Annotated in this window: 16 protein-coding genes, 2 tRNA genes and 1 pseudogene; 15 read left to right on the plus strand and 4 right to left on the minus strand. The window is 61.6% G+C overall.

Going from position 1 to position 20,997, the window contains the following annotated elements; all coding sequences use genetic code 11:
• Positions 1 to 7: 7 nt before the first annotated feature.
• The 3 genes from P8T11_RS25865 (at position 8) to P8T11_RS25875 (ending at position 3,655) form a co-directional block, all read left to right on the plus strand.
• A complete protein-coding gene (locus P8T11_RS25865) occupies positions 8 to 1,225 on the plus strand; it encodes a threonine ammonia-lyase (protein WP_268079400.1) in 1,218 nt (405 codons plus the stop codon).
• A gap of 492 nt (positions 1,226 to 1,717) precedes the next feature.
• A complete protein-coding gene (locus P8T11_RS25870; protein WP_268079399.1) occupies positions 1,718 to 2,140 on the plus strand; it encodes a tripartite tricarboxylate transporter TctB family protein in 423 nt (140 codons plus the stop codon).
• Positions 2,141 to 2,149: 9 nt separating this feature from the next.
• On the plus strand, positions 2,150 to 3,655 hold the full coding sequence (locus tag P8T11_RS25875) for a tripartite tricarboxylate transporter permease (protein WP_268079398.1): 1,506 nt from the start codon (positions 2,150 to 2,152) through the stop codon (positions 3,653 to 3,655).
• A gap of 146 nt (positions 3,656 to 3,801) precedes the next feature.
• Here the strand turns inward: P8T11_RS25875 and P8T11_RS25880 are convergent, their stop codons facing one another.
• The 3 genes from P8T11_RS25880 to P8T11_RS25890 all read right to left on the minus strand — a co-directional run bounded on the left by P8T11_RS25880 (position 3,802) and on the right by P8T11_RS25890 (position 7,414).
• The gene (locus P8T11_RS25880; protein WP_277550937.1) at positions 3,802 to 4,350 is read right to left on the minus strand and encodes a PIN domain-containing protein; all 549 of its coding nucleotides are present in this window, start codon (positions 4,348 to 4,350) and stop codon (positions 3,802 to 3,804) included.
• 489 nt (positions 4,351 to 4,839) lie between these two features.
• Positions 4,840 to 6,375, minus strand: a complete 1,536-nt coding sequence (locus tag P8T11_RS25885; RefSeq protein ID WP_268079396.1) for a tetratricopeptide repeat protein — start codon at positions 6,373 to 6,375, stop codon at positions 4,840 to 4,842.
• Positions 6,376 to 6,478: 103 nt separating this feature from the next.
• Positions 6,479 to 7,414, minus strand: coding sequence for an RDD family protein (locus P8T11_RS25890; protein WP_268079395.1), 936 nt, complete (start codon positions 7,412 to 7,414; stop codon positions 6,479 to 6,481).
• Positions 7,415 to 7,749: 335 nt separating this feature from the next.
• Here P8T11_RS25890 and P8T11_RS25895 point away from each other — a divergent pair, with 335 nt between their 5' ends.
• From P8T11_RS25895 to P8T11_RS25910, 4 genes are all read left to right on the plus strand, one after another.
• Positions 7,750 to 8,676, plus strand: a complete 927-nt coding sequence (locus P8T11_RS25895) for a LysR family transcriptional regulator (RefSeq protein WP_268079394.1) — start codon at positions 7,750 to 7,752, stop codon at positions 8,674 to 8,676.
• A 145-nt stretch (positions 8,677 to 8,821) separates the two neighbouring features.
• A complete protein-coding gene (locus tag P8T11_RS25900; RefSeq protein WP_268079393.1) occupies positions 8,822 to 10,030 on the plus strand; it encodes a CaiB/BaiF CoA transferase family protein in 1,209 nt (402 codons plus the stop codon).
• A gap of 72 nt (positions 10,031 to 10,102) precedes the next feature.
• Complete coding sequence (locus tag P8T11_RS25905; RefSeq protein WP_268079392.1) at positions 10,103 to 11,062, plus strand: Bug family tripartite tricarboxylate transporter substrate binding protein; 960 nt, start codon at positions 10,103 to 10,105, stop codon at positions 11,060 to 11,062.
• Between the two features lie 37 nt (positions 11,063 to 11,099).
• Entirely contained in the window at positions 11,100 to 12,026 is a 927-nt protein-coding gene (locus P8T11_RS25910; protein ID WP_268079391.1) for a hydroxymethylglutaryl-CoA lyase, read from the plus strand.
• A gap of 62 nt (positions 12,027 to 12,088) precedes the next feature.
• Here the strand turns inward: P8T11_RS25910 and P8T11_RS25915 are convergent.
• A tRNA-Ser gene (locus tag P8T11_RS25915) sits at positions 12,089 to 12,176 on the minus strand.
• A gap of 142 nt (positions 12,177 to 12,318) precedes the next feature.
• On the opposite strand from P8T11_RS25915, the gene P8T11_RS25920 reads away from it, so the two are divergent.
• The 8 genes and pseudogenes from P8T11_RS25920 to P8T11_RS29150 all read left to right on the plus strand — a co-directional run bounded on the left by P8T11_RS25920 (position 12,319) and on the right by P8T11_RS29150 (position 20,610).
• Positions 12,319 to 13,296 carry an NAD(P)H-quinone oxidoreductase gene (locus P8T11_RS25920; RefSeq protein WP_268079390.1) on the plus strand — a complete coding sequence of 326 codons (978 nt, stop codon included), beginning with the start codon at positions 12,319 to 12,321 and terminating at the stop codon, positions 13,294 to 13,296.
• Between the two features lie 130 nt (positions 13,297 to 13,426).
• Positions 13,427 to 14,173, plus strand: a complete 747-nt coding sequence (gene tpiA, locus P8T11_RS25925) for a triose-phosphate isomerase (RefSeq protein WP_268079389.1) — start codon at positions 13,427 to 13,429, stop codon at positions 14,171 to 14,173.
• A gap of 21 nt (positions 14,174 to 14,194) precedes the next feature.
• Complete coding sequence (gene secG / locus P8T11_RS25930) at positions 14,195 to 14,674, plus strand: preprotein translocase subunit SecG (RefSeq protein ID WP_100857442.1); 480 nt, start codon at positions 14,195 to 14,197, stop codon at positions 14,672 to 14,674.
• A gap of 161 nt (positions 14,675 to 14,835) precedes the next feature.
• Positions 14,836 to 14,920 (plus strand) — tRNA-Leu (locus P8T11_RS25935).
• A gap of 166 nt (positions 14,921 to 15,086) precedes the next feature.
• Positions 15,087 to 16,361, plus strand: a complete 1,275-nt coding sequence (locus P8T11_RS25940; RefSeq protein ID WP_268079388.1) for a tyrosine-type recombinase/integrase — start codon at positions 15,087 to 15,089, stop codon at positions 16,359 to 16,361.
• A gap of 606 nt (positions 16,362 to 16,967) precedes the next feature.
• Complete coding sequence (locus P8T11_RS29275) at positions 16,968 to 17,213, plus strand: helix-turn-helix transcriptional regulator (protein WP_431521708.1); 246 nt, start codon at positions 16,968 to 16,970, stop codon at positions 17,211 to 17,213.
• A gap of 101 nt (positions 17,214 to 17,314) precedes the next feature.
• Entirely contained in the window at positions 17,315 to 18,622 is a 1,308-nt protein-coding gene (locus P8T11_RS25945) for a hypothetical protein (protein WP_268079387.1), read from the plus strand.
• 783 nt (positions 18,623 to 19,405) lie between these two features.
• Positions 19,406 to 20,610 (plus strand): annotated as a pseudogene (locus P8T11_RS29150) (reverse transcriptase domain-containing protein).
• The last annotated feature ends 387 nt before the right edge of the window (positions 20,611 to 20,997 follow it).

A 20,997-nucleotide genomic window follows, 5' to 3' on the forward strand; every position in this document is an offset into this window, starting at 1 on the left:
TCCCATCGTGATCGATATCGTTTCCATCCAGACCGCCCGCGACAACCTGCGCGGCCAGGTGCTGAAGACCCCCTTTACCCTGTCGCGCACGCTGTCCGACATCTTCGGCGCCGAGATCTGGCTGAAGTTCGAGAACCTGCAGTTCACGGCATCGTTCAAGGAACGCGGCTCCCTGAACCGCATGCTGACCCTGTCGGCCGACGAGCGCGCCAAGGGCGTGATCGCGGTGTCGGCTGGCAACCACGCCCAAGGCGTGGCCTACCATGCGCAGCGCATGGGCGTGCCCGCGGTGATCGTGATGCCGCGCTTCACGCCCACGGTCAAGGTGGCCAACACGCGCCGTTTCGGCGCCGAAGTGGTGCTGGCCGGCGATTCCTTTGACGATGCCAAGGCACATGGCTACGAACTTGCCCAGGCGCGTGGCCTGATCATGATCCATCCCTACGATGACGAGGCCGTCATTTCAGGGCAGGGCACCGTAGCGCTTGAAATGCTGGAAGATCAGCCGCAGCTCGATATGCTGGTGATCGCCATCGGCGGCGGCGGTTTGATGTCAGGGGTTGCCACGGCGGCCAAGGCCTTGAAACCGGGCATCGAGATCGTGGGGGTGCAGACTGAACGCTTTCCGTCCATGTACGCGGCCGTCAAGGGCGTGGCCATGCCGCAGGGGCAATACACCATCGCGGAAGGCATTGCGGTGAAGTCGCCCGGCGCGCTGACGCAGCCCATCGTCGCCAAGCTGGTCGACCATATTGAACTGGTCAGCGAAAGCGACATCGAGCACGCTATCGTCGTGCTGCTGGAGATTGAGAAGACCGTGGTTGAAGGCGCGGGCGCCGCGGGGCTGGCCGCGCTGCTGCGCGCGCAGGAAGCGGGCAGCGACCGGTTCAAGGGCAAGCGCATCGGCCTGGTGCTGACCGGCGGCAATATCGACCCGCTGATGCTGGGCGAACTGATCGAACGCGGCATGGTGCGCGCCGGCCGCCTGGCCCGCATCCGCGTGGACCTGCGTGACCTGCCCGGCGCGCTGGCGCATGCCACCAAGCTCATCGCCGATGCCCAGGCGAACATCACCGAAGTGCACCATCAGCGCGCCTTCACGTCGCTGCCGGTACGCAACGTTGAAGTGGACTTCGTGCTGCAAACGCGCGGGCCGGAACATATTCTTGAAGTGATCGACGTGCTGAACGCCGCGGGCTTCGCGGCCAGCAACCATGACCACTGACCACTGACCGGGGCGGCCACAAAGGCCGCGATTCCCTTCCGTTCAGACATCAAGCGCCCGCACTTCGCGGGCGTTTTCATTTGCTCCTGCCCGGTTCAGTCGGAAGTCGTTGCAAAAAAAAATGTGGGGCGCAGGCAGCGCACAAAATTTTTTTTTGCCGCCCATGGAACTTTTTTCAATCTTTCAAACATCCCCACGCTGTCTGGGCTGAAAGCAAATTGAAGGTATCTCGCAAGCCGGCATCCGAGCTGATTGCGAATAATTTGTCCACTATTTGACCTAGGGATATCCCGGAAAAACTTATGGTTCCCCCGGATGTTCGATATGTCGCCATGCGATTTAGCATTCCCCACTTCGCTTTTCCGCCTGTCGCTCTGTTCAGGGCGGGAGGGCGTAGAGATAAGGCGCGCCACTTTTCAGCGATGTTCCGGCGCGTCAGACTAGGGAGACTGCAGCTTGATAAGAAACAGACAGGACTTTTGGTCCGGAGCCATGTTTATTGCTATTGGTGGCGCCTTTTCCATACAGGCCACCGAATATTCCATGGGAAGCGCGGCCCGCATGGGACCGGGATACTTCCCGTTCTGGCTGGGCATCGTGCTGGCGCTGATGGGCGCGGTCGTGCTGATCAGCGCGCTGGCCAAGAGCGCCGATACCACCACCATCACCCGCTACGATTTCCGCATCCTCTTCCTGGTGATCGGGTCGGTGGTGCTCTACGGTTTCGCGCTGCGGTACCTGGGGCTTTACATCTCGGTGTTCCTGCTGGTTCTCGTCAGCAGCCTCGCCAGCCATGAATTCAATTGGAAAGTCGCCGTCGCCAACGGCCTGTTCCTGGTGGCGTTCTCCTACCTTGCCTTCATACGCGGCCTGGGTTTGATATTTCCGCTGTGGCCCAGCGTTTTCGGCAACTAGGAGACAACAATGGAACTTCTACAAAACCTGATGCTGGGTTTCTCCGTGGCGTTCACCCCGGAAAACCTCAGCTATGCATTCCTGGGTTGCCTGCTGGGCACGCTGGTCGGCGTTTTGCCGGGGTTGGGCCCCGTTCCCACCATCGCCATGCTGCTTCCCATCACGTATGTGTTGCCGCCCACGGCCGGCCTGATCATGCTGGCGGGCATTTACTACGGCACCCAGTACGGCGGTTCGACCACGGCCATTCTGGTGAACTTGCCCGGCGAGACGTCCGCGGTGGTGACGGTGCTGGACGGCCACCAGATGGCGCGCAATGGCAGAGCGGGCGCCGCGCTGTCCCTTGCCGCCATCGGCTCATTTTTCGCGGGTAGCGTAGCCACCGTGCTGATCGCGGCATTTGCGCCGCCCTTGGCGGAAGTGGCGTTTGCGTTCGGCCCGGCGGAGTACTTTTCGCTGATGGCGCTGGGCCTGATCGGTGCGGTCGTGCTGGCCTCGGGCTCGCTGCCCAAAGCCATCTGCATGATCTTGCTGGGCCTGCTGCTGGGCATGGTGGGTACCGACGTCAATTCCGGGGTCGCCCGCTACGACTTCAGCATTCCGGAGCTGCAGGACGGTATCGATTTCGCGATTGTGGCCATGGGTGTTTTCGGCCTGTCGGAAATCATGGCCAACCTGGAGCAGAAAGAGAATCGCGTCGAGATCACCGACAAGGTGGGTTCGCTGTACCCCAGCCGCCAGGAATTCCGCGAAGCGGCACCCGCCATCATCCGGGGTACCGCCCTGGGTTCGGCGCTGGGTATCTTGCCCGGTGGCGGTTCGGTGTTGTCGGCGTTTGCCTCCTACACGCTTGAGAAGAAGCTGTCGAAAGAGCCCGAGCGCTTTGGCAAGGGCCATCCGGCCGGTCTGGCGGGGCCGGAGTCGGCCAACAACGCCGGCGCGCAAACCTCGTTCATTCCCTTGCTGACGCTGGGTATTCCGGGCAACGCGGTGATGGCGTTGATGGTGGGGGCTATGACCATCCACAACATCCAGCCCGGCCCGCAAGTGATGACCAGCCACCCCGATCTGTTCTGGGGCCTGATCGCCTCGATGTGGATCGGCAACCTGATGCTGGTGATCCTGAACCTGCCGCTGATCGGCATCTGGGTGAAATTGCTGCGCGTGCCTTACCGCATGCTGTTCCCGGCCATTCTCGTGTTCTGCACGATCGGGGTGTACTCACTGAACTACAACGTGTTCGATATCTTCATGTTCGCCATCTTTGGCGTCATTGGGTATATCTGGAGCAAGTTGGGTTGCGAGGGCGCGCCGCTGTTGCTGGGCTTGGTGCTGGGTCCCATGATGGAAGAAAACTTCCGCCGGGCGCTGTTGCTGTCGCGAGGTGATTTCAGCACGTTCGTCACCCGCCCGCTGTCGGCGACGCTGCTGGCCATGGCCGCCATCCTGCTGGTGCTGGTGATGCTGCCGGCCCTGCGCAAGAAACGCGAGGAAACGTTCGTCGAGGTCGACTGACCACGGGGAACAAGATTGGCTCCGGGCCTGGTGCGGCGCAAGCTGCCCAGGCTCGCTTTTTTTGAGTCTGCCTTGCTGACACGTCCCGAATTTCCTTCCAGCCAACTCGACTTTCAGGAAGCTGTCAGATTGCTTTCAGCTTTCTTTCAGGCTGTCTCGCGCGCCACCAGGCTCTTTAAGCCATACAAGCGTTCACGATGCAAGATGGTGGCCAACGGCAACGGCTCGCGGTCCAACGCGATGTAGTCGGCGGGAATCTGGGCCACGGCCTCGCGCATGCGCGCCGCGTCGGCCTGCCACCATTGCACCAGCATGCGGTCCGGGTTGTAGACGTCCAGGCCCTGGCGGCGCAATTCCGAACGGTTGAAATCCTTCAGATTCCAGGTCAGCACCTGCACCACGGGCGGCTGCTGCAAGCCACAGCGTGCTCGCCGCGCCAATCCGGCCGCAATCACATGGAAGTCCTTCGGGTCGCTGTAGCGCAGCGATGCTTCGTACACCTGCGTATCGACCTCGTTGGCCAGGGGAAAGCTGGCGTTCATCTCGGCCCAGAACTCAGCCAGCACTTCGGGCGGAATATCCCAGATGCGCGCCGCGTTGCGCCGCCATTCTTCACCGATGCGTTCGGTCCAGACGGGGGTGAACACGCCAGCCGCGGCCAGACGCAACAACAGCCTGCGCAGGATGCCGGACATCAGGACGCAGGCGTCCAGGACGATGAAGGGAGGGGGGGCGGAAGGAGCGGTCAAGTGTGGTCGTCCGGCCAAGCGCAATGGCCTGGCCTGTGCAAGCTGCGGGCGCAGCAGGTGGTGCCCGAGACCGGAATCGAACCGGTACGGCCTTGCGGCCGAGGGATTTTCTTACCACTTCGGCTTTCGCCGCCAGCGCGGGTGCGCTGTTCGTGGTCTGGAGCACGCCTTCACCATAGCCTTGCGGCCGTAGGTGCCCGCCGTCTGCTCTCTACACCTTCCCCGATTTTTCAATCGGGGCTTGGCTCGGCGTTGGCTCGGAACAGGTCCAGGGCGTTCGCCGAGTTTGACGGGCTACACCTTTGGAGTTTCCCCCAAAGGGCTCAAATTTTTTAAGTCCCTTGTGTCTACCAATTTCACCACTCGGGCGGTGCGCGGCCCTTTGCAAGGGTCGGCAGCGGGCGTGACTATAACATCCCGCTGCCCGCGCCCGGGCTACTTGCGGCCGAACAGCCGGCCAAGCAAGCCGGCGGGTTTGGAGGCGGCCGCTTCGGCTTCCAGCGCGTTCTTCATCGACAGCTCTTGAAAATAGGGCTTGCCGTTTTGCTGGTAGGACGCGGAGGCCTGGCGATAGGCCACGGCCGATTCGGCGTGACGCTTCATCTGGCCGAAGATCCTGCCACGCGCAAACAGCGCCCAACTGCGATAGTCGGGGTCCAGCGCAAGCAGGCGGTCGCAGGCCGCCAGCCCTTCGTCATGGCGCTTGGCGGCGATCAGCGCGTTGATGCGTTCGGCATGCAGGGGGCCGCTGTCGGACCAGCGTTCCAGGGTGGTGTCGGCGTAGGCTACGGCCTCGTCGGCGCGGTCCAGGTGGGTCAGCGCTTCGATGCGCGCGCGGCGCCATTTCAGCCAGTCCGGGTCCAGCGAAATGGCCACTTCCGCCAGCGGCAGCGCTTCGTCGTGGCGTTCCAGGTAGTTCAGCATGTCGGCGGCGTTGCCGGGCAGGAAATCGTCGCCGGGCGCAAGCTCGTAGCCTTTCAGGTAATACGCCAGCGCGGCTTCCCAGTTGCGCTGGTCGCGCTGGGCGTTACCCGCCACGAACAGCAACTGGGCGTCGCCGCTATCAAGCGGATCCAGGCCTAGCAGCGCCTGTTCGGCCAGTTCGGGTTTGCCGGCGCGCACGTATTCGCGGGCTTGTTCCTTGCGGCCTTCCCAGCCCGTGTCGGACAGCGCATCCAGATGGCGCCACAGGGGCACGGCTTCGTCCGCGCGACCCAGCCGGTGTAGCGAGCGTGCCTTGCCTTCCAGCGGCCAGTCCCAGTCGGGTTCGCGCCGCAGCAGGCTGGTCCATTCTTCCACCGCGTCGGCGTCGCGGCCCATGGCTTGCAGGCAGGACGCGCGGTTGTGCTGAATGGCGTTCTCTTCGCCCAGGATGGCGCGGGCGCGGTCGAACATGGCGATGGCGTTGTTCAAATCGCCCAGGCGGCGGTAGTTGTTGCCGGCGTCGTACAGAAAGCCACCATTGTTAGGCGCCAGGGCGACGGCGCGCTGATGGTAGGGCAGGGCATCCGCGTAGCGGCCGGCGTTGTGCAGGTTTGAGCCGATATAGCAATGGGGTGCGGCGGCGGCCGATCGGATCTGAGAGGCTCGCGTCCAACTGGCGATGGCGTCGTCCAGGCGGCGATCGTTGATCAGCAGATAGGCTTCGGCCATCAGCAAGCCGTAGTGGGAGGGGGCGCGTTGCCGAGCGTCGCGCACGGCGCGCCAGGCTTCCTGTTCGTCGCCTTCGTCGTAGCGCACCACGGCCTGCACGGCGATGGCGTCGCTGCATTGCGGGTCCAGCGCCAGGGCGCGGGCCACGTCGGCGTCACGCTGGGCGTAGGCCTTGCGCTGGGCGTGGCAGCGGGCGCGCAAGCCCCAGACGGTGGCTGAACCGGGCTGTTCGCGCACGGCCTGTTCGCACAGCGAGAGCATTTTGGGCAGGTCGCTGCCGTCTTCGGCGCGTTGGATGGCTTCGATCAAGGCGGACATGTGTGGGGTTCCGTCGTGGGGGGCTGTCGTGGGGTTCTGCCGCGGGGTTCTGCCGCGGGTTTCTGTCGTTTTACAAGGCAGCTTGTGACCAAGGCCGGGCGGCTTATCGCGCGAAGGCGCTGGCGTCGTGGCGGCAAGAGTAGGTGCGGTCGCTGGCGGGGATGTCGTCGCTGCCGCATTCCCACCGCCGCACGCCGCCGCCCTTGCGTTCGGCGCGCAGTTCCGGCACGTAGACCAGATGCTTGCCCGCCAGGCTGGGGGTGCCGTCGGTACTGGGCATGCCGGCAATCGTGAAGCGCAAGACGCCGTTGACCGGATTCATCTCCACCTTGGAAAACCCGCTGTCCTGCATCGACTTCGCGCTGATGCCCAGGTCGTCCAGGCTGGCCGGAAATTTCTGGGTGCGCCGATAGTGATTTTCCGCCAGCCGTCGCACGGGGTCGGAGACCAGGTCCAGGCGGTTGATGTCCGCGTGCAGCGGGTTGTCGCTGTTGCTATCGCCGGTGGCATTGATGCCAATGACGATGCCCACCACGACCAGCGCCAGGATGCCGAAAACGGTGAACAGAAACTTGCCCGCGCCGGTGACTGAGGGGGCTCGGGCGACGGCGGCATGCATCGCGCGCGGGTTCGCATCGCGCGTGACCACGTGCGTGCCCGCCAAGGCGTTGTGCATGGCGCGTTCGCCAAAGATCATCTGCTGCAAATGGTGGAACAGGCCGGGCAGCAGCAGGTTCACCGTGTACTTCAGGCTATGGCGCCATAGCGAGCGCAGCAGGCCCGGGGCCTGGCCCTTGCGATTGACCACCCGCTGCTTCAAGACACGCTTGCCCGGCGAACCGTTACCCCAAGCGTCCATGAAAGCGGGCAGGAACCAGCCGATCAAGCCGGCGGCAAAGGCAATCAAAAAGGGCGGTTGGTTGCCGGTCAGGCCTTCGTAGGTCAGTTGGGCGGCCATGATCAAGACGATCATCCCGACCGCCATGACGATGGCGTCGATGGCGCTCGCGCCCAGCCGGGTCCAGATGTTGGGAAACACTTGCGCAGTGTGTTGCGCGGACTGGGCAGGCGCTTTGGACGCGGGGACTTTTGATGGTTTGGTTTTTTGTTTACCGGGAGCAGGCGCGGCGGGGACGGGCAAGGGCGCCTGGCAACTGAAGCATTGCGTATTGGAGGCGGGGTTTTGCCAATTGCAGCGGGGGCATTGCATGGAAGCGGGAATCCTGGTGATGCCGGGGCCGTACAACCACGACCGGAGCGCGGATGATACTCAAGTCTTGCGCTAGGGAAAACCCGAATCACCGCGCCCACGAACAACGCGGGACACTCTCGGCCATGAAGCCCGCCCAAGCCCCATCAAGCGCACCAAGTCCATTGAGCGCCTCCAGCCCCTCAAGCGCCTCCAGCCCCGTCCGCGATATCGATCCCTTGTCGCTGCGCCTGTTCTTATCCGCCTTGGAAGAAGGCAGCCTGGCACGGGCCGCCGCGCGCGAGAACATCGTGCCGTCGGCGGTCAGCAAGCGCATGTCGGAAATGGAGGAAGCGTTTGGCGTGCCGTTGCTTGAGCGCGGCGTCAAGGGCGTGCAGGCCACGCCGGCCGGCAACGCGCTGGCCACGCATGTGCGCCGGCTGTTGCAGGACCTGGAACACATGCACCGCGAGATGGCGGGCTTTGCGACGGGCGTGCGCGGGCGCGTGCGCCTGGCGGTCAGCGTGGCGGCCTTGTCGGGCGACTTGCCCGCGCAGATCCAATCGTTTCGCCGGGCGCACCCCGAGATCGACATCCTGCTGCAGGAAGACACGACGCAAGCCGCTTTTCGCGCCGTGCTGGAAGGGCAGGCGGACGTGGCGGCGGGGTCGGACTTCGGGCATGACGGCTTGCAGGTGTTCCCGTACGGGCATTGCGAGCTGGCCGCCGTGGTGCCAGGCCAGCATGTGCTGGCCCAGCGCGAAACGCTGGACTATGCGCAACTGCTGCCTTTCGAGCAGATCGAACTGAACCGTGACAACGGTATCAGCAGCGTGTTCGAGCAGACTGCGCAGGCGATGGGCGTGACGCGGCGCATCAGCGCCCGTGTCAGCGGGCACGAGACGATCTGCACGTTGGTTGCGCGCGGCATGGGCGTGGCGGTGGTGCCGCTATATCTGAAGGCACGCCAGGCCCATCTGGATATCCGCTTCATCCCGCTGACGGGGCCGTGGTCCAGCACGCCCTTGTGCATCGCCGTTCGGGACCCGGATGCACTGGCGCCCGCCGCGCGAACCTTGCTGGCGCATCTGGGGGTGCTGCCGTCGGCGTGAAGGCGAGCAGGCTCGGGCCTACCTACTTAGGGGCTTACCCGGACGTTCCCAAACGAGAATGCCCCGGTGATGAAAGACCGCTACCCGCGATGCGCCGACGCCCGCGATCATGCTTGCATCTTCACCGGCCAACAAGGACATTCCGATGAGCGCAGCACCGCCTTCACCCTTCATGGACAGCGCTGAATTGCCGTTGCGCGGCATCAAGGTGCTGGAACTGTCACACATGATCATGGGGCCGGCGGCGGGCCTGTCGCTGGCTGATCTGGGCGCCGACGTCATCAAGGTGGAACCGATAGACGGTGACCGTACTCGCCGGCTGAAGGGTTCGGGCAGCGGCTACTTTCCGGTGTTCAACCGCAATAAACAAAGCCTGGCCATCGACCTGAGATCGGCCCAGGGCCAGGAGCTGGTGCGCCAGTTGGCGCTGCAAACCGACATGGTGGTGGAGAACTTCCGCGACGGCAGCCTGGCGCAGTATGGGCTGGACTATGAATCGCTGTCGGCCGAAAACCCCAGGCTGATCTACGTGTCGCTCAAGGGTTTCTTGTCGGGCCCTTACAAGCACAGGACGGCGCTGGATGAAGTGGTGCAGATGATGGGCGGCCTGGCCTATATCAACGGCGGCGCCGACACGCCCCAGCGCGTGGCCGCGTCGGTCAACGACATCCTGGGCGGCACGTTTGGCGTGGTGGGCGCCTTGGCCGCACTGCACGATCGCCACGCCACGGGGCGCGGCCGCCACGTGCGGTCCGGCCTGTTCGAAAACAACCTTCTGCTGGTCGCGCAGTTCATCGCGCAATTCCAGTTGACCGGCACCGCGCCCAAACCCATGGGCGCCGAGCGCAAGCCGCCATGGGGCGTGTACGACGTGTTCGAAACCGCTGATGGCCGCGTGTTTGTGGCGGTGGTGGGCGACGCGCAATGGCGCAACTTCGCGCAAAAATTCCTGCCGCCCGAATGGGCCGCCGACCCGCGCCTGGCCACGGCGGTCGACCGCGAAGCCGCGCGCTCCTGGCTGGTGCCGGGCGTGGCCGAGATCCTGAAATCCTGGAACACCGCCGACCTGTGCGCCGCGCTGGAAGCGGCCAACCTGTCTTACGGCCCGATCCGCCAGCCCCACGACTTGCTGGATGATGCCCATTTGACCGCCGGCGGCGCGTTGCTGAAGACGCGGCTGCCCGACGGCGGCGAGATATCGGCGGCGGCGCTGCCGCTTGAATTCGACGGCCGCAAGGCCGGCAAGCGCATGGATCCGCCCGACCAAGGCGCCCACACCCACGCCATCTTGCAGGGGCTGGGGCTGGATGCCGCGCGCATCGACGCCCTGCGCGCCGCGGGAGTGATTGCATGACCGGGCCTTAGCGCCCGGAACCCTGTCGAGGCGGCGTCAGACCGCCAAGACATCCATCAAAGAGGAGACAACATGATCCGTAAACTCGCCGCGCTGGCTGTACTGGCCGTCGCCTGCACCGCTCAGGCCCAGGACTATCCCAGCAAGCCGATCCGCATCATCATCCCGTCCACGCCGGGCGGCGGCACCGATTACATCGGCCGCCTGATGAGCACCAAGCTGCATGAACTGAACGGCTGGACGGTCGTGCCCGAAAACAAGCCCGGCGCGGGCACGGCACTAGGCCTGGCCGAGGCGGCGCGCGCGCCCGCACAGGGCTATGACCTGGTGATCGGCCAATCGGACAAAGTCACGCTGATTCCGCTACTGATGAAAGTGGCTTATGACCCTGTCCAGGACCTGACGCCGGTCGCGCTGGTGGCCACCACCCCGATGGTGCTGCTGGTGTCTGACGCGTCGCCCTACAAGACGCTGCCCGACGTGATCGAGGCGGCCAAGAAAGCGCCCAACCAGATTTCATACGGCACCTCGGGAACCGGGGGCGGCGTGCATATCGCCATGGAAATGCTGCAGCACGAAGCCGGCTTCAAGATGCAGCACGTGCCTTACAAGGGCTCGGCGCCGGCGCTGGCGGACCTGATGGGCGGGCATTTGCAGTTTGCGGGATCGTCGATTTCGTCGGCGGCTTCGTTGATCAAATCGGGCAAGGTCCGCGCGCTGGCGGTGACCTCGCCCAAGCGCAACGCCGCGCTGCCCGACGTGCCCACGGTGGCCGAGCTGGGCTACAAGGATTTCAGCGTGGTGACCTACTACGGTGTGCTGGCGCCCTCCAAGACACCCAAGAACATCGTCCAGCGGCTGAACGCCGACTTCAACAAACTGCTGTCTAAGAAAGACGTGCGTGACGCGCTGGCCGCGCAGGGCCTGGAAGCCGATCCCGTTTCCAGTGCGCAGTTCGCCTCGCTGATCCAGGCGGATATTGGCAAGGCCAAGCAGACGATCAAGAGCGCGGGCATTGTGGTCCAGCAATGATCTTGCAGCGGTATCGGCAGCGACAACGGAGCACCATATGAACCAGGAAGTCAGGATTTGCGAAGTGGGTCCGCGCGATGGGCTGCAGATGGCGCGGGGCATGATGCCCACCGCCGCCAAATTGCGGTGGATCGGCCAACTGGCGGCGGCCGGCCTGCGTGAAATCGAGGTGGGCAGCTTCGTGTCGCCCCGGCTGGTGCCGCAGATGGCCGATACGGGCAGCGTGTTGCCCGAAGCGCTAGGAATCGACGGGCTGACCGTCTGCGCGCTGGCATGCAACCTGAAAGGCGCCATCGCCGCGTACGAGGCCGGTGCGCACGTCCTGTCGTTTCCCATTTCGGTCAGCGACACGCACAGCCGCGCCAATGTGGGCAAGGGCACGGATGCGCAGGTGGAAATGATGGCGTCCATCGTGGACTGGGTGCGCGCGCAGCCGCGCCCCATGCGGATCGACGCGGCGGTGGCCACGGCGTTTGGCTGCTCGCTGGAAGGCCCCGTGCCCGTTCACCGGGTGGCCGAGGTGGCCGCCGCCGTGGCGCGCACGGGCGTGGATGAAATCGCACTGGCGGACACGGTGGGCTACGCGCACCCAGAGCAAGTACGCCAGGTCGTGCGCGCCACCCAGGACGCGGTGGGCGCTCGGCTGACCAAACTGCACCTGCACGACACGATGGGGTTGGGGCTGGCCAATGCACTGGCGGGGCTGGACGAAGGCATCCGTGCGTTCGACTCCTGCCTGGGCGGCCTGGGCGGTTGCCCGTTCGCGCCGGGGGCGTCCGGCAACATCGTCACGGAAGACCTGGTGTTCATGCTGGAAAGCATGGGCTACCGCACGGGCGTGGATTTGCCCCGTCTATTGGCCGCGCGTGCGTTGCTGGCCGACGCCCTGCCTCAGGAAGCGCTGCGCAGCGGCGTCGCGGCGGCGGGCATTCCGAAGACCTTTCGGGCCGGTATGCAGGGGTGACGAGGGGGGGCACGGAGGAAAGCAGCCGCGCCGCAAGGGCGTGGTGGCTGCCATCGAGGGTCTGGCGGAAGCGGTGAGATTCGAACTCACGAACGGTTGCCCGTTGCCGGTTTTCAAGACCGGTGCAATCGACCACTCTGCCACGCTTCCGGGTGATGCTGTGCCGCGGGTCAGGCTGCGGCGTTACGGCTGTTGGGCGATTCGGCCGTCAGGCAAACATTCTGCCAAAACCAAAACGCGAGATGCCGTAAAGGGCGCAATAATAATCTATTTGCTGCAAAGGAGGCACGCGATGCATGCTGTAGAAATCTCCCGCCCCGGCGGCCCCGACGTTCTGGTCCCCGTAGAACGTCCCACGCCCGAGCCCGGCGCGGGTGAAGTCCTGATCAAAGTCAGCGCCGCGGGCATCAACCGCCCCGACGTGTTCCAGCGCAAGGGCAACTACGCACCGCCGCGCGGCGTGTCCGATCTGCCGGGCCTGGAAGTGGCTGGCGAAATCGTCGGCGGTGACGTGGCCGACAGCGGCTTTGCCATCGGCGACAAGGTCTGCGCCCTGGTCGCGGGCGGCGGTTACGCCGAATACTGCGTTGCGCCGGCCGCGCAATGCCTGCCCATCCCCAAAGGCCTGTCCGACATCGAAGCCGCCGGTTTGCCCGAAACCTATTTCACGGTCTGGAGCAACGTGTTCGATCGCGGCCGCCTGTCCGAAGGCGAGATCCTGCTGGTGCATGGCGGCGCAAGCGGCATCGGCACCACGGCGATCCAGTTGGCGCGCGCGATGGGCAATAAAGTCTATGCCACGGTCGGCAGCGATGACCGGGCCCGCGCCGTCGAAGCGCTGGGCGCCGAAAAGGGCATCAACTACAAGACTCACGACTTCGTGAAGGAAGTCATGGACGCGACCGACGGTAGCGGTGTGGACGTCATCCTGGACATGGTGGCCGGCGATTACATCGCGCGCGACATGCAGTGCCTGGCCGACGACGGCCGTATCGTCATCATTGCGCAGTTGGGCGGATCGCGCGCCGACGTGGACACTTCGCAGGTCATGCGCCGTCGCCTGACGATCACGGGGTCCACCTTGCGTCCCCGTCCGGTCGCCTTCAAGGGCGCCATCGCCCGCGCCTTGCGCGAGCAGGCCTGGCCCTTGCTGGAAAAAGGGGCCATCAAGCCGATCGTGCACGCTACCTTCCCGCTGGCCGAAGCCTCCAAGGCCCACGCCATGATGGAAGGCGGTGAAAACATCGGCAAAATCATCCTGACGATGTAAGAATCGCGCGGCGTTCGGCGTATCGCCGCGCAACAGGATACAATCTCGGGTTTCGCCTGGAATTTTTTCCAGGCAGTCCCGTGCGCGGTTGCATCATCCCCCCGGGGCTCACCCACTCTGACACCCTGCCATGACTTCAGTCGAAAACCGCGCCCGCCTTGTGCTGGGCAACTGGAAGATGCACGGCAACCTGGCCGAGAACGCCGCGTTGCTGACCGAGCTGCGCGCCGCGGACGCCGCGAGCCACTGCGAGATCGGCATCTGTGTTCCGTTTCCCTATCTGGCGCAAGCCGGCTCGGCCCTGACTGGAAGCAGCGTGTCCTGGGGCGCGCAAGACGTCAGCGCGCACGAAAAGGGCGCCTACACGGGTGAAGTGTCCGGCGCCATGCTGAAAGAATTTGGTTGCCGCTGGGCATTGGCTGGCCACTCCGAGCGCCGCGTGCTGCACGGTGAAACCGACGAAATCGTCGCCGCCAAGGCGCAAGCCGCGCTGGCCGCTGGCCTGACCCCGGTGGTCTGCGTGGGCGAATCGCTCGCTGACCGCGAAGCCGGCAATACGCTGGCCGTCATCGAACGCCAGTTGAAGCCTGTGTTGGCGCTGGGCACCGATGCCGTGTCGCGCATGGTCCTGGCCTACGAGCCCGTCTGGGCCATCGGCACCGGCCGCACCGCCAGCCCCGAGCAGGCACAGGAAGTCCACGGCGCCATCCGCGCCGCCTTGCGCGCGCTGGGCGCCGCGCAAGTACAGGTTTTGTACGGCGGCAGCGTAAAAGCTGCCAACGCCGCCAGTTTGTTCGCCATGACTGATATCGACGGGGCCCTGGTCGGCGGCGCGTCGCTAGTGGCTGAAGAATTTTTGCGTATTGCCGCCATCTAAGTTTCCGTTCCGGAGTCTGTAATGCCCTTGATGCTTAAACTTTTGCTGGCCGTCCAAGTGATATCGGCGCTGGCTATCATCGTTCTGGTCCTGCTGCAGCAGGGCAAGGGCGCCGACATGGGGTCCGCTTTCGGTAGCGGCTCGTCCGGCAGCCTGTTCGGTGCCACTGGCGCCGCCAACTTCCTGTCGCGCGCCACCAAGTGGGCCGCCGTGGTCTTCTTCGCGTCCACCGCCGGCCTGGCCTACGTCAGCCACAAGGGCACCAGCGGCCCCGCCGTTGATTCGGGCGTGATGCAGAACTTCCCGGCCGACCGCTCCGTGCCGCAAGTGCCGGGCGCCGCTCCCGCCGCACCGGCTACCGGTGGTGCTTCGGTTCCGGGCGCCGCATCGGTTCCGGCTGCTCCTGCTGCTCCCGCCGCGCCGGCCAAGCCCGACGCCTCGGTGCCGTCCGCACCGGCTCCCGCCACGACGGAAAAGCCGGCGGAAACGCCCGCCAAGTAAATTCAGGCATGCTCAAAAAGGCCGGCGCGCAAACGCCGGCTTTTTTTCGCGCGGGCCGGATCGCCTTGCCTTGCAGGCGGGCTTCCGGCGTCAGCAAATTCCGTGCTAGAATGCTCGACTTTCTGGCCTTGCCTACGGGAAAGCCTAGAAAACTGGTGAAAGCCGACGTGGTGAAATTGGTAGACACGCTATCTTGAGGGGGTAGTGGCGAAAGCTGTGCGAGTTCGAGTCTCGCCGTCGGCACCAAGAATTTGTCCCAGGTTGTCCCTGGGTGTGTAAAGAGCCCGCATCTCTCTCTATGAGAATGCGGGTTTTTTGTTGCCTGCCGTCTCAGTTTGTCCATTAGCATCCATTGCGTTTGAGTAGCGGTTTGAGTATGTTTTTGGCCACATACTCAAAATGGGCCCTATTTATGCCTAGCTTGGCAAAAGGACTGACTGACCTTGCGGTCAGGAATGCAAAACGGAAAGACAAGCGCTATACCCTTGCAGACGGCGGAGGCTTGCATCTGGACGTACTACCTTCTGGCAGAAAATCTTGGTTCGCGCGGTACCGGCTGCCCGACGGAAAGCAGCGCACCGTAGTCCTAGGTTTATATCCAGTTGTGAGCCTCGCCGAAGCTCGTCTTAAGACGGAAGAGGTCCAGTTCGCTAGCAGGACTGGTGGACCCATTGTCGGGGCGCGAGTTGAGGCAAAGATGCACGTTCAGGCGCTGACCACGGAGCAAGAGCGTGTTCAACAGGCGGCCGAGGAAGCTAAACGCTATTCGTTCGCCCAGCTGTCCGAGGCATGGCTATCATTCCGGAAGGCCAGTTGGGCTCCTGAGAGCTATCGCAAGGCCCAATATGTCGTTCGGAAATTACTTCAACCGGCCATCGGCGGACGAGACATGCGCACATTGCGTAGTCCTGATGTGACCGACACGCTGCGGGACATTGCGGCTGCTACTCCTAGCTTGGCCAAGAAAGCCCAGCAGTACCTAAACGGCGTTATTGAGTATTGCATCCACGAAGGTGTCCGTTCGGACGATCAGGTGCTCAGGCTAAAGGGTGTTCTTCCGAGTCATGCGGGTGGGCACGTGCCGGCGGTGACCCGTCAGCAAGACGTTGGCCGATTGATGAGGACGATCCAAACCTATGAAGGCAGCGTGGTGGTTCGTTACGCGTTGCTGCTCGCAGCCTGGACTGCCTTGCGCCCGGGAGTGGTGGCGAGCGCAATGTGGTCGGAAATCAATCTGAATATGGCGGAATGGCATATCTCGGGCAGGAACGCCGACGGATCTCTACGCATGAAGACGGGGCATGCCCACATCGTTAGTCTGCCAACTCAGGCTGTCGCGATGCTGCTGGAGATGCAGCGATTCTCTGGTGGGGATGTGTTCGTCTTCCCCGCAGTAGGAAAGCTGAAAAATCCCCATTTGCATCGGGATGCGCTTTCCCGGGCGTTGCGATTGATGGGGTTCGCCGGCGAACACAGCCCTCACGGCTTTCGCGCCATGCTTCGGACCATTGCGCGCGAGCGACTTAAGGTCGACTTCGACGTGCTGGAAGCGCAGCTTGCCCATGCCAAAAGGGACCAAATCCAGAAAGCTTATGATCGAACGGGCTTTGTGGACGAACGTCGCGAGGCAATGCAGCGATGGGCAGACTATTTGGATGCACAGGCAGCGCAAGTAAGTGGAACCTGACCGTCACCTTTGACCACGTGAGGTGTTTGAGTCCTGATGCAGCCTTAACACTATGGTCCATGACAGCCGGGCACGCGAAGCGGGCCACCGCTATAACGGTGTATCGCCACCACTTTCAGGTGCGCCAGTTGAGCTGATTTCACGTAATGGTGGATCCCACCCCAGCGCGTAGCTCGTGAACTCTGGTACGCTTCTCGTAGCCCTACATGTGCCCGGTCATACCGGGGCGTGCCAAGTCTCTCAGGCTTGGAAATCAATTGGTTTGAATGTCCAGCCAATGAGCCCGAGCACCTGCCAGGTGCGCTTGTCTACAGGTCCGCTAGGCCTGTCAGGCTCCAGTTCGAGACGAAGAGACTCCTTCGTCAAGACTGCTCGACTTGCTGCTTCGGTGTAACGCCGGAGGAGAGGTTTCCCTTCAAACCTCTTGCAGTCAAAAATCAGACGCTTGCTTGTGATGCGAAGCCGTTGGGGCGGCTGCTATTGAGACAGGATGTGGGTAACTCTCGCTCCGCCTTGTTTCGCCATCCCGGTAAGCACCTCACAATCCCGAGAGTGCACAAGGATGCACTTATGCACCACAAGACGCTTGTAAGCGTGCCGCGAGCTATGGAGCTTAGCGGTCACCACAGCCGATCCTCGTTCTATCGTCGCATCAAGACTGATCCCATGTTCCCGCGGCCCATAAAGCTCGGCCGATCCACACGTTTCGTGCTGGAAGAGATCGTAGATTGGGTTGAAGGCAAGATTGCGGAACGAGATGGATCCTCTCATCTTGAGCATTTGAAGCTGAGGCGGGGAGGAGGCTTTCAGCAGCGTGCAGATGGCGAGAGGCCGGCGCAAGACTCCAGTTGATCGTCACACTCGACGCTCGAACAGAAGAACGCGGAGGTCGTCGGTAACGCAGTTGCTGTTGCCGACGGCCCATATGCCAATCCCTCAGTTTTTTGCACACGATGATCGACTATATCCACCTCAAAGGGTGCCTTGGGGTCGTCCAAAGCCACCATTCGCTATGCTTTGATCATGTGACGTTTTCTACGTTTGATGGGAAGAGAACAAAGCAGACAACGACCTATTTGACTAGCCCCCTCACTGGCGCCCAGATCGAGCTTAGACCTACCGTCGAATACAGACCAGAAGGGCGCATTCTTTACGCTGAATTCCGCATACCCGTCGCCGCATCCCTAATCGGCCAGAACTGCATCCATGGTGGATTGAGCAGCGTGCTCTTTGAAATGAAGCTTCTGTCGACGCTCATTCGCCTCCTATTGATCGAGCAAGGCTTCACCAAAGCCGAAAGCGAATTGTTCATCAGCTCCGCCATCATCACGATGCTGGAGCTGACTTGGCACGTGCAAACCAAAAATCAGTCGGCGGCGAATAAGCGTTTGCGGGCAGCCATCGAACATCTCGCTGCTTTGGAATCGGTCAGTTCCCGTCATGACATTCACGTTCGTAAGGTGGATCAATGGACTTCGCGGGGCGCGACTTCCGTGCTGGCGCACGCTAAGAGCGACTGTTCGTTGCGCATGTACATCAAGGGCGAACAGATGAGAGGGGGCGGCAGCGGATCAAAACAAGGAGGCTTTCTTACGCATGACTTGCGTATCCGGCGAGATGACATTCTTGGCGCGATCGAAGGGCAAGTGCGAGTGGAGGTTTTGCTTGGGGAGGTTGTGCTTCGAAGGTGTGGGCTAGAGCGGCCAAGGCGACTGCAGGATGCTTCTCACCTTCAATTGGTCAAGGCTATCTGTTTTGCCCTAGGGGAGTTTCGGCTCGCTCATTTGGGTGACGGGGAGTACCAGGATTTCGACAATGCCAAAGATGGCTTGTCCCAGGACAACAAGCAGCTGCTGGAGCGTTATGAGTCTGGCGAGGATGTGTTGGTGGCGTTGTCCGATTCGAAGGGAACGCGAACGCGCCAGACATTGTTGAGTTGTGGGGTAGACATTGCCTTGCCTAGGCCATTGGGCTTGGACCCGTTTCGACGGTCATTGTCAGGCCAGATTGCGATTGAGAAAATGGCCCGCTTCGGGCGGAAGGCAGCGGATCTAACGGTAACGACGGAGACTAGTAGGAGAATAGGTAGTTCCTTGCTGCTTATGCTTCAGCATGCTCGTGACGCTGAGTATCCCAGCAAAATTCCGCCGGATTCACTTTCTGAATGGCTTACCGCGCGTGACGCGCGGCTGGGGCGGGCGCGTATGGTTCGCCGGCGACGGGAATCGAACGATGCCATCTGTGATCAAGTGGATGTTTAGCAATAGTTGTTCGAAAGTTAAGTCCTAGACGAAGATGACCGTCGATCCCTTTCGTTGGCGTTCTGGGGGCAGTCGGATGAGAGGCGGCAGCAAGGGAACTGGTCTATCGTGTTGTTGGCCGCCCGCTGTCTAGCGCGTTCATCTGAGCATCAAAGCCTTCACTGCGATAGAATCGTCAGCGCTAGAGCGCCAATTGCATCTTTGCGGTTGCGCTGCACGTGACCAAGCGGCCAAATGGCGCTACCGCGAGATATCGCGGGAGCGTCACCGGCGGCATCAACGGAACAGTGACCTCCCACGAGGCGCGAGGCGTTGGGGCTGTCGGCTTGACTTGCCTGGAGTCGCCTTCTTCCCCGGGTTCTATTGGGAGGGCGAATAAGAAGCGAGCAGGGCATGCCAAAGGCAGGGACGCGGGCGATCAAGCAAACACGACTGAGAGTCGCGGCCGATTTCCTTTCCTAGCGCGCGCCTTCGTATATTTCTGGACTTTGGCGGCTGCTATCGCCATCTGCGAAGGCACTTTTGGTATAAAAGGAGAGTTAATGGGACGCATTCTTATTTGTGGCAGCGATGTTGCATGCAGCGAGTCTGTTTCATCAGTAACGGTTGCGCTGCACGTGACCAAGCGGCAAAATGGCGCTACCGCGAGATATCGCGGGAGCGTCACCGGCGGCATCAACGGAACAGTGACCTCCCACGAGGCGCGAGGCGTTGGGGCTGTCGGCTAGGCCTTCAAACACGCTGAGACCCGGGGAATTCAAACTCAGCGTTGTACCTGGATGAATGGCAAACGCATACCAGAAAGTTTTCTCTAGAGATTCACTGTTGGGTGCTTGGCGGCATTTATATAAAAATGCAAAGCCCTCAAGCCGTAACACGGTCGGTAGTGACGAAATCTCGATAAACGACTTCGAGCGAAATGTCCACGTGCATCTTCGCTTGCTCCACAACGATCTTGCGTTGGGTCATTACAAATTTAGCGACCTGCGTCCTGTGTTGCTGAAGAAGCGCAACGGAAAAGATCGGCTGATTTGTATTCCGACCGTGCGGGATAGGGTGGTCCAAAGGGCCATTCTCAATTTTCTCGCGGACAAATACAGTCCCAAACTACAAAACAGAATAAGCTATGGCTTCCTGCCTAATAGGTCGGTACAGGAGGCTGCCGCAGTCGCGGTACGTATTCGGAATGTGAAGAAGTGGGTGTTCAAGACGGATATCACGGCTTTTTTTGACAGAATTCCGAGAGAGGAATTGATTCGGAGAGTTCAGTCTCTCGTCCGGGAATCCAGTCTTCATCAGCTGTTGAGGTCTGCGGTGTCCTGTGAGGTCGGAGCAGCCGAGAGAAGTCACCAGCGCCGTATAAGTAAGCTAGGGATTCGTTCTGGTATCGGGGTCAGGCAAGGAATGCCGTTGTCCCCTTTTTTTCGAATGTCTTGCTGCGGGAATTTGATGAGACCTTGGTCAAACGCCAATATCAGGCGGTGAGGTATGCTGACGACTTAATATTTTTCGCCGACTCTGAAGCTGAGTGTTTAAAAATATTTGATTATTGCCATGCAGAGTTGGGAAAATTCGGACTCGAAATTCCTTCAATAGGAAAAGATTCGAAATCCGAGATCTACGCTCCTTCCTCTGCTGCGGAATTTTTGGGGCTGTCATTGGCACCAGTGAGGAATAGCGATAGCTATACCTTGATGCTCTCTTCCAAACAGATCGAGCAAATTCGCAAAGAAATGGGAGCGTTCTCGTCCCTTGGGGAACTGCTTTCTCGAGGTATTACGCTGAAGAATATTGTTCCCGCTGTGAGCGCAAAAGCTGCCGGGTATTTGCACGCCTACCAGTGTTGCAGTAATTACCCTGAGCTTGAAAGTCTATTGGTGGAACTCACTGATGACGCGTTGAGGCGACTATACAGGAATGGGCTTGGCTTAGACCTCCATAAAATGTCGAGTGCGGCCTTGCGGTTTTTGGGTCTTCCTGGGCGCTAGACCCCGCCCATTGCTCAAAAAATGATGGTCGCTCAAACTATCGATAATGGTGTGTTTTCGTTGCTTGGTGTTTGGCCGCCAGTATTATTGTGGGTGGGTATTAATCTAATTATAAATATTCTTTTTCCACTTGTTGGTAGTTGTTTTTTAATATGAACTTTACTAAAGAGTGGTGCGTTTCGTACTATTTTATGGTCAATCATTCGGCACGAGATGCTGCTGATGTTAGTCAGCGGTTGTTGTGTCTGTGCGGGATGTGTTCCGGAGGTGGCGGCGTCATGCAACGGAACCGCGGCTCCCCGCAGTGGAAAGTGCGCCTAAGGCGTAACCTCTCCGCACTCGATTTATGGGTTCGGGGGTGTGCTAGGGATGCGAGCGTCGGTCGTA

Source organism: Achromobacter spanius (assembly GCF_029637605.1).
Lineage (GTDB): Bacteria > Pseudomonadota > Gammaproteobacteria > Burkholderiales > Burkholderiaceae_B > Achromobacter > Achromobacter spanius_E.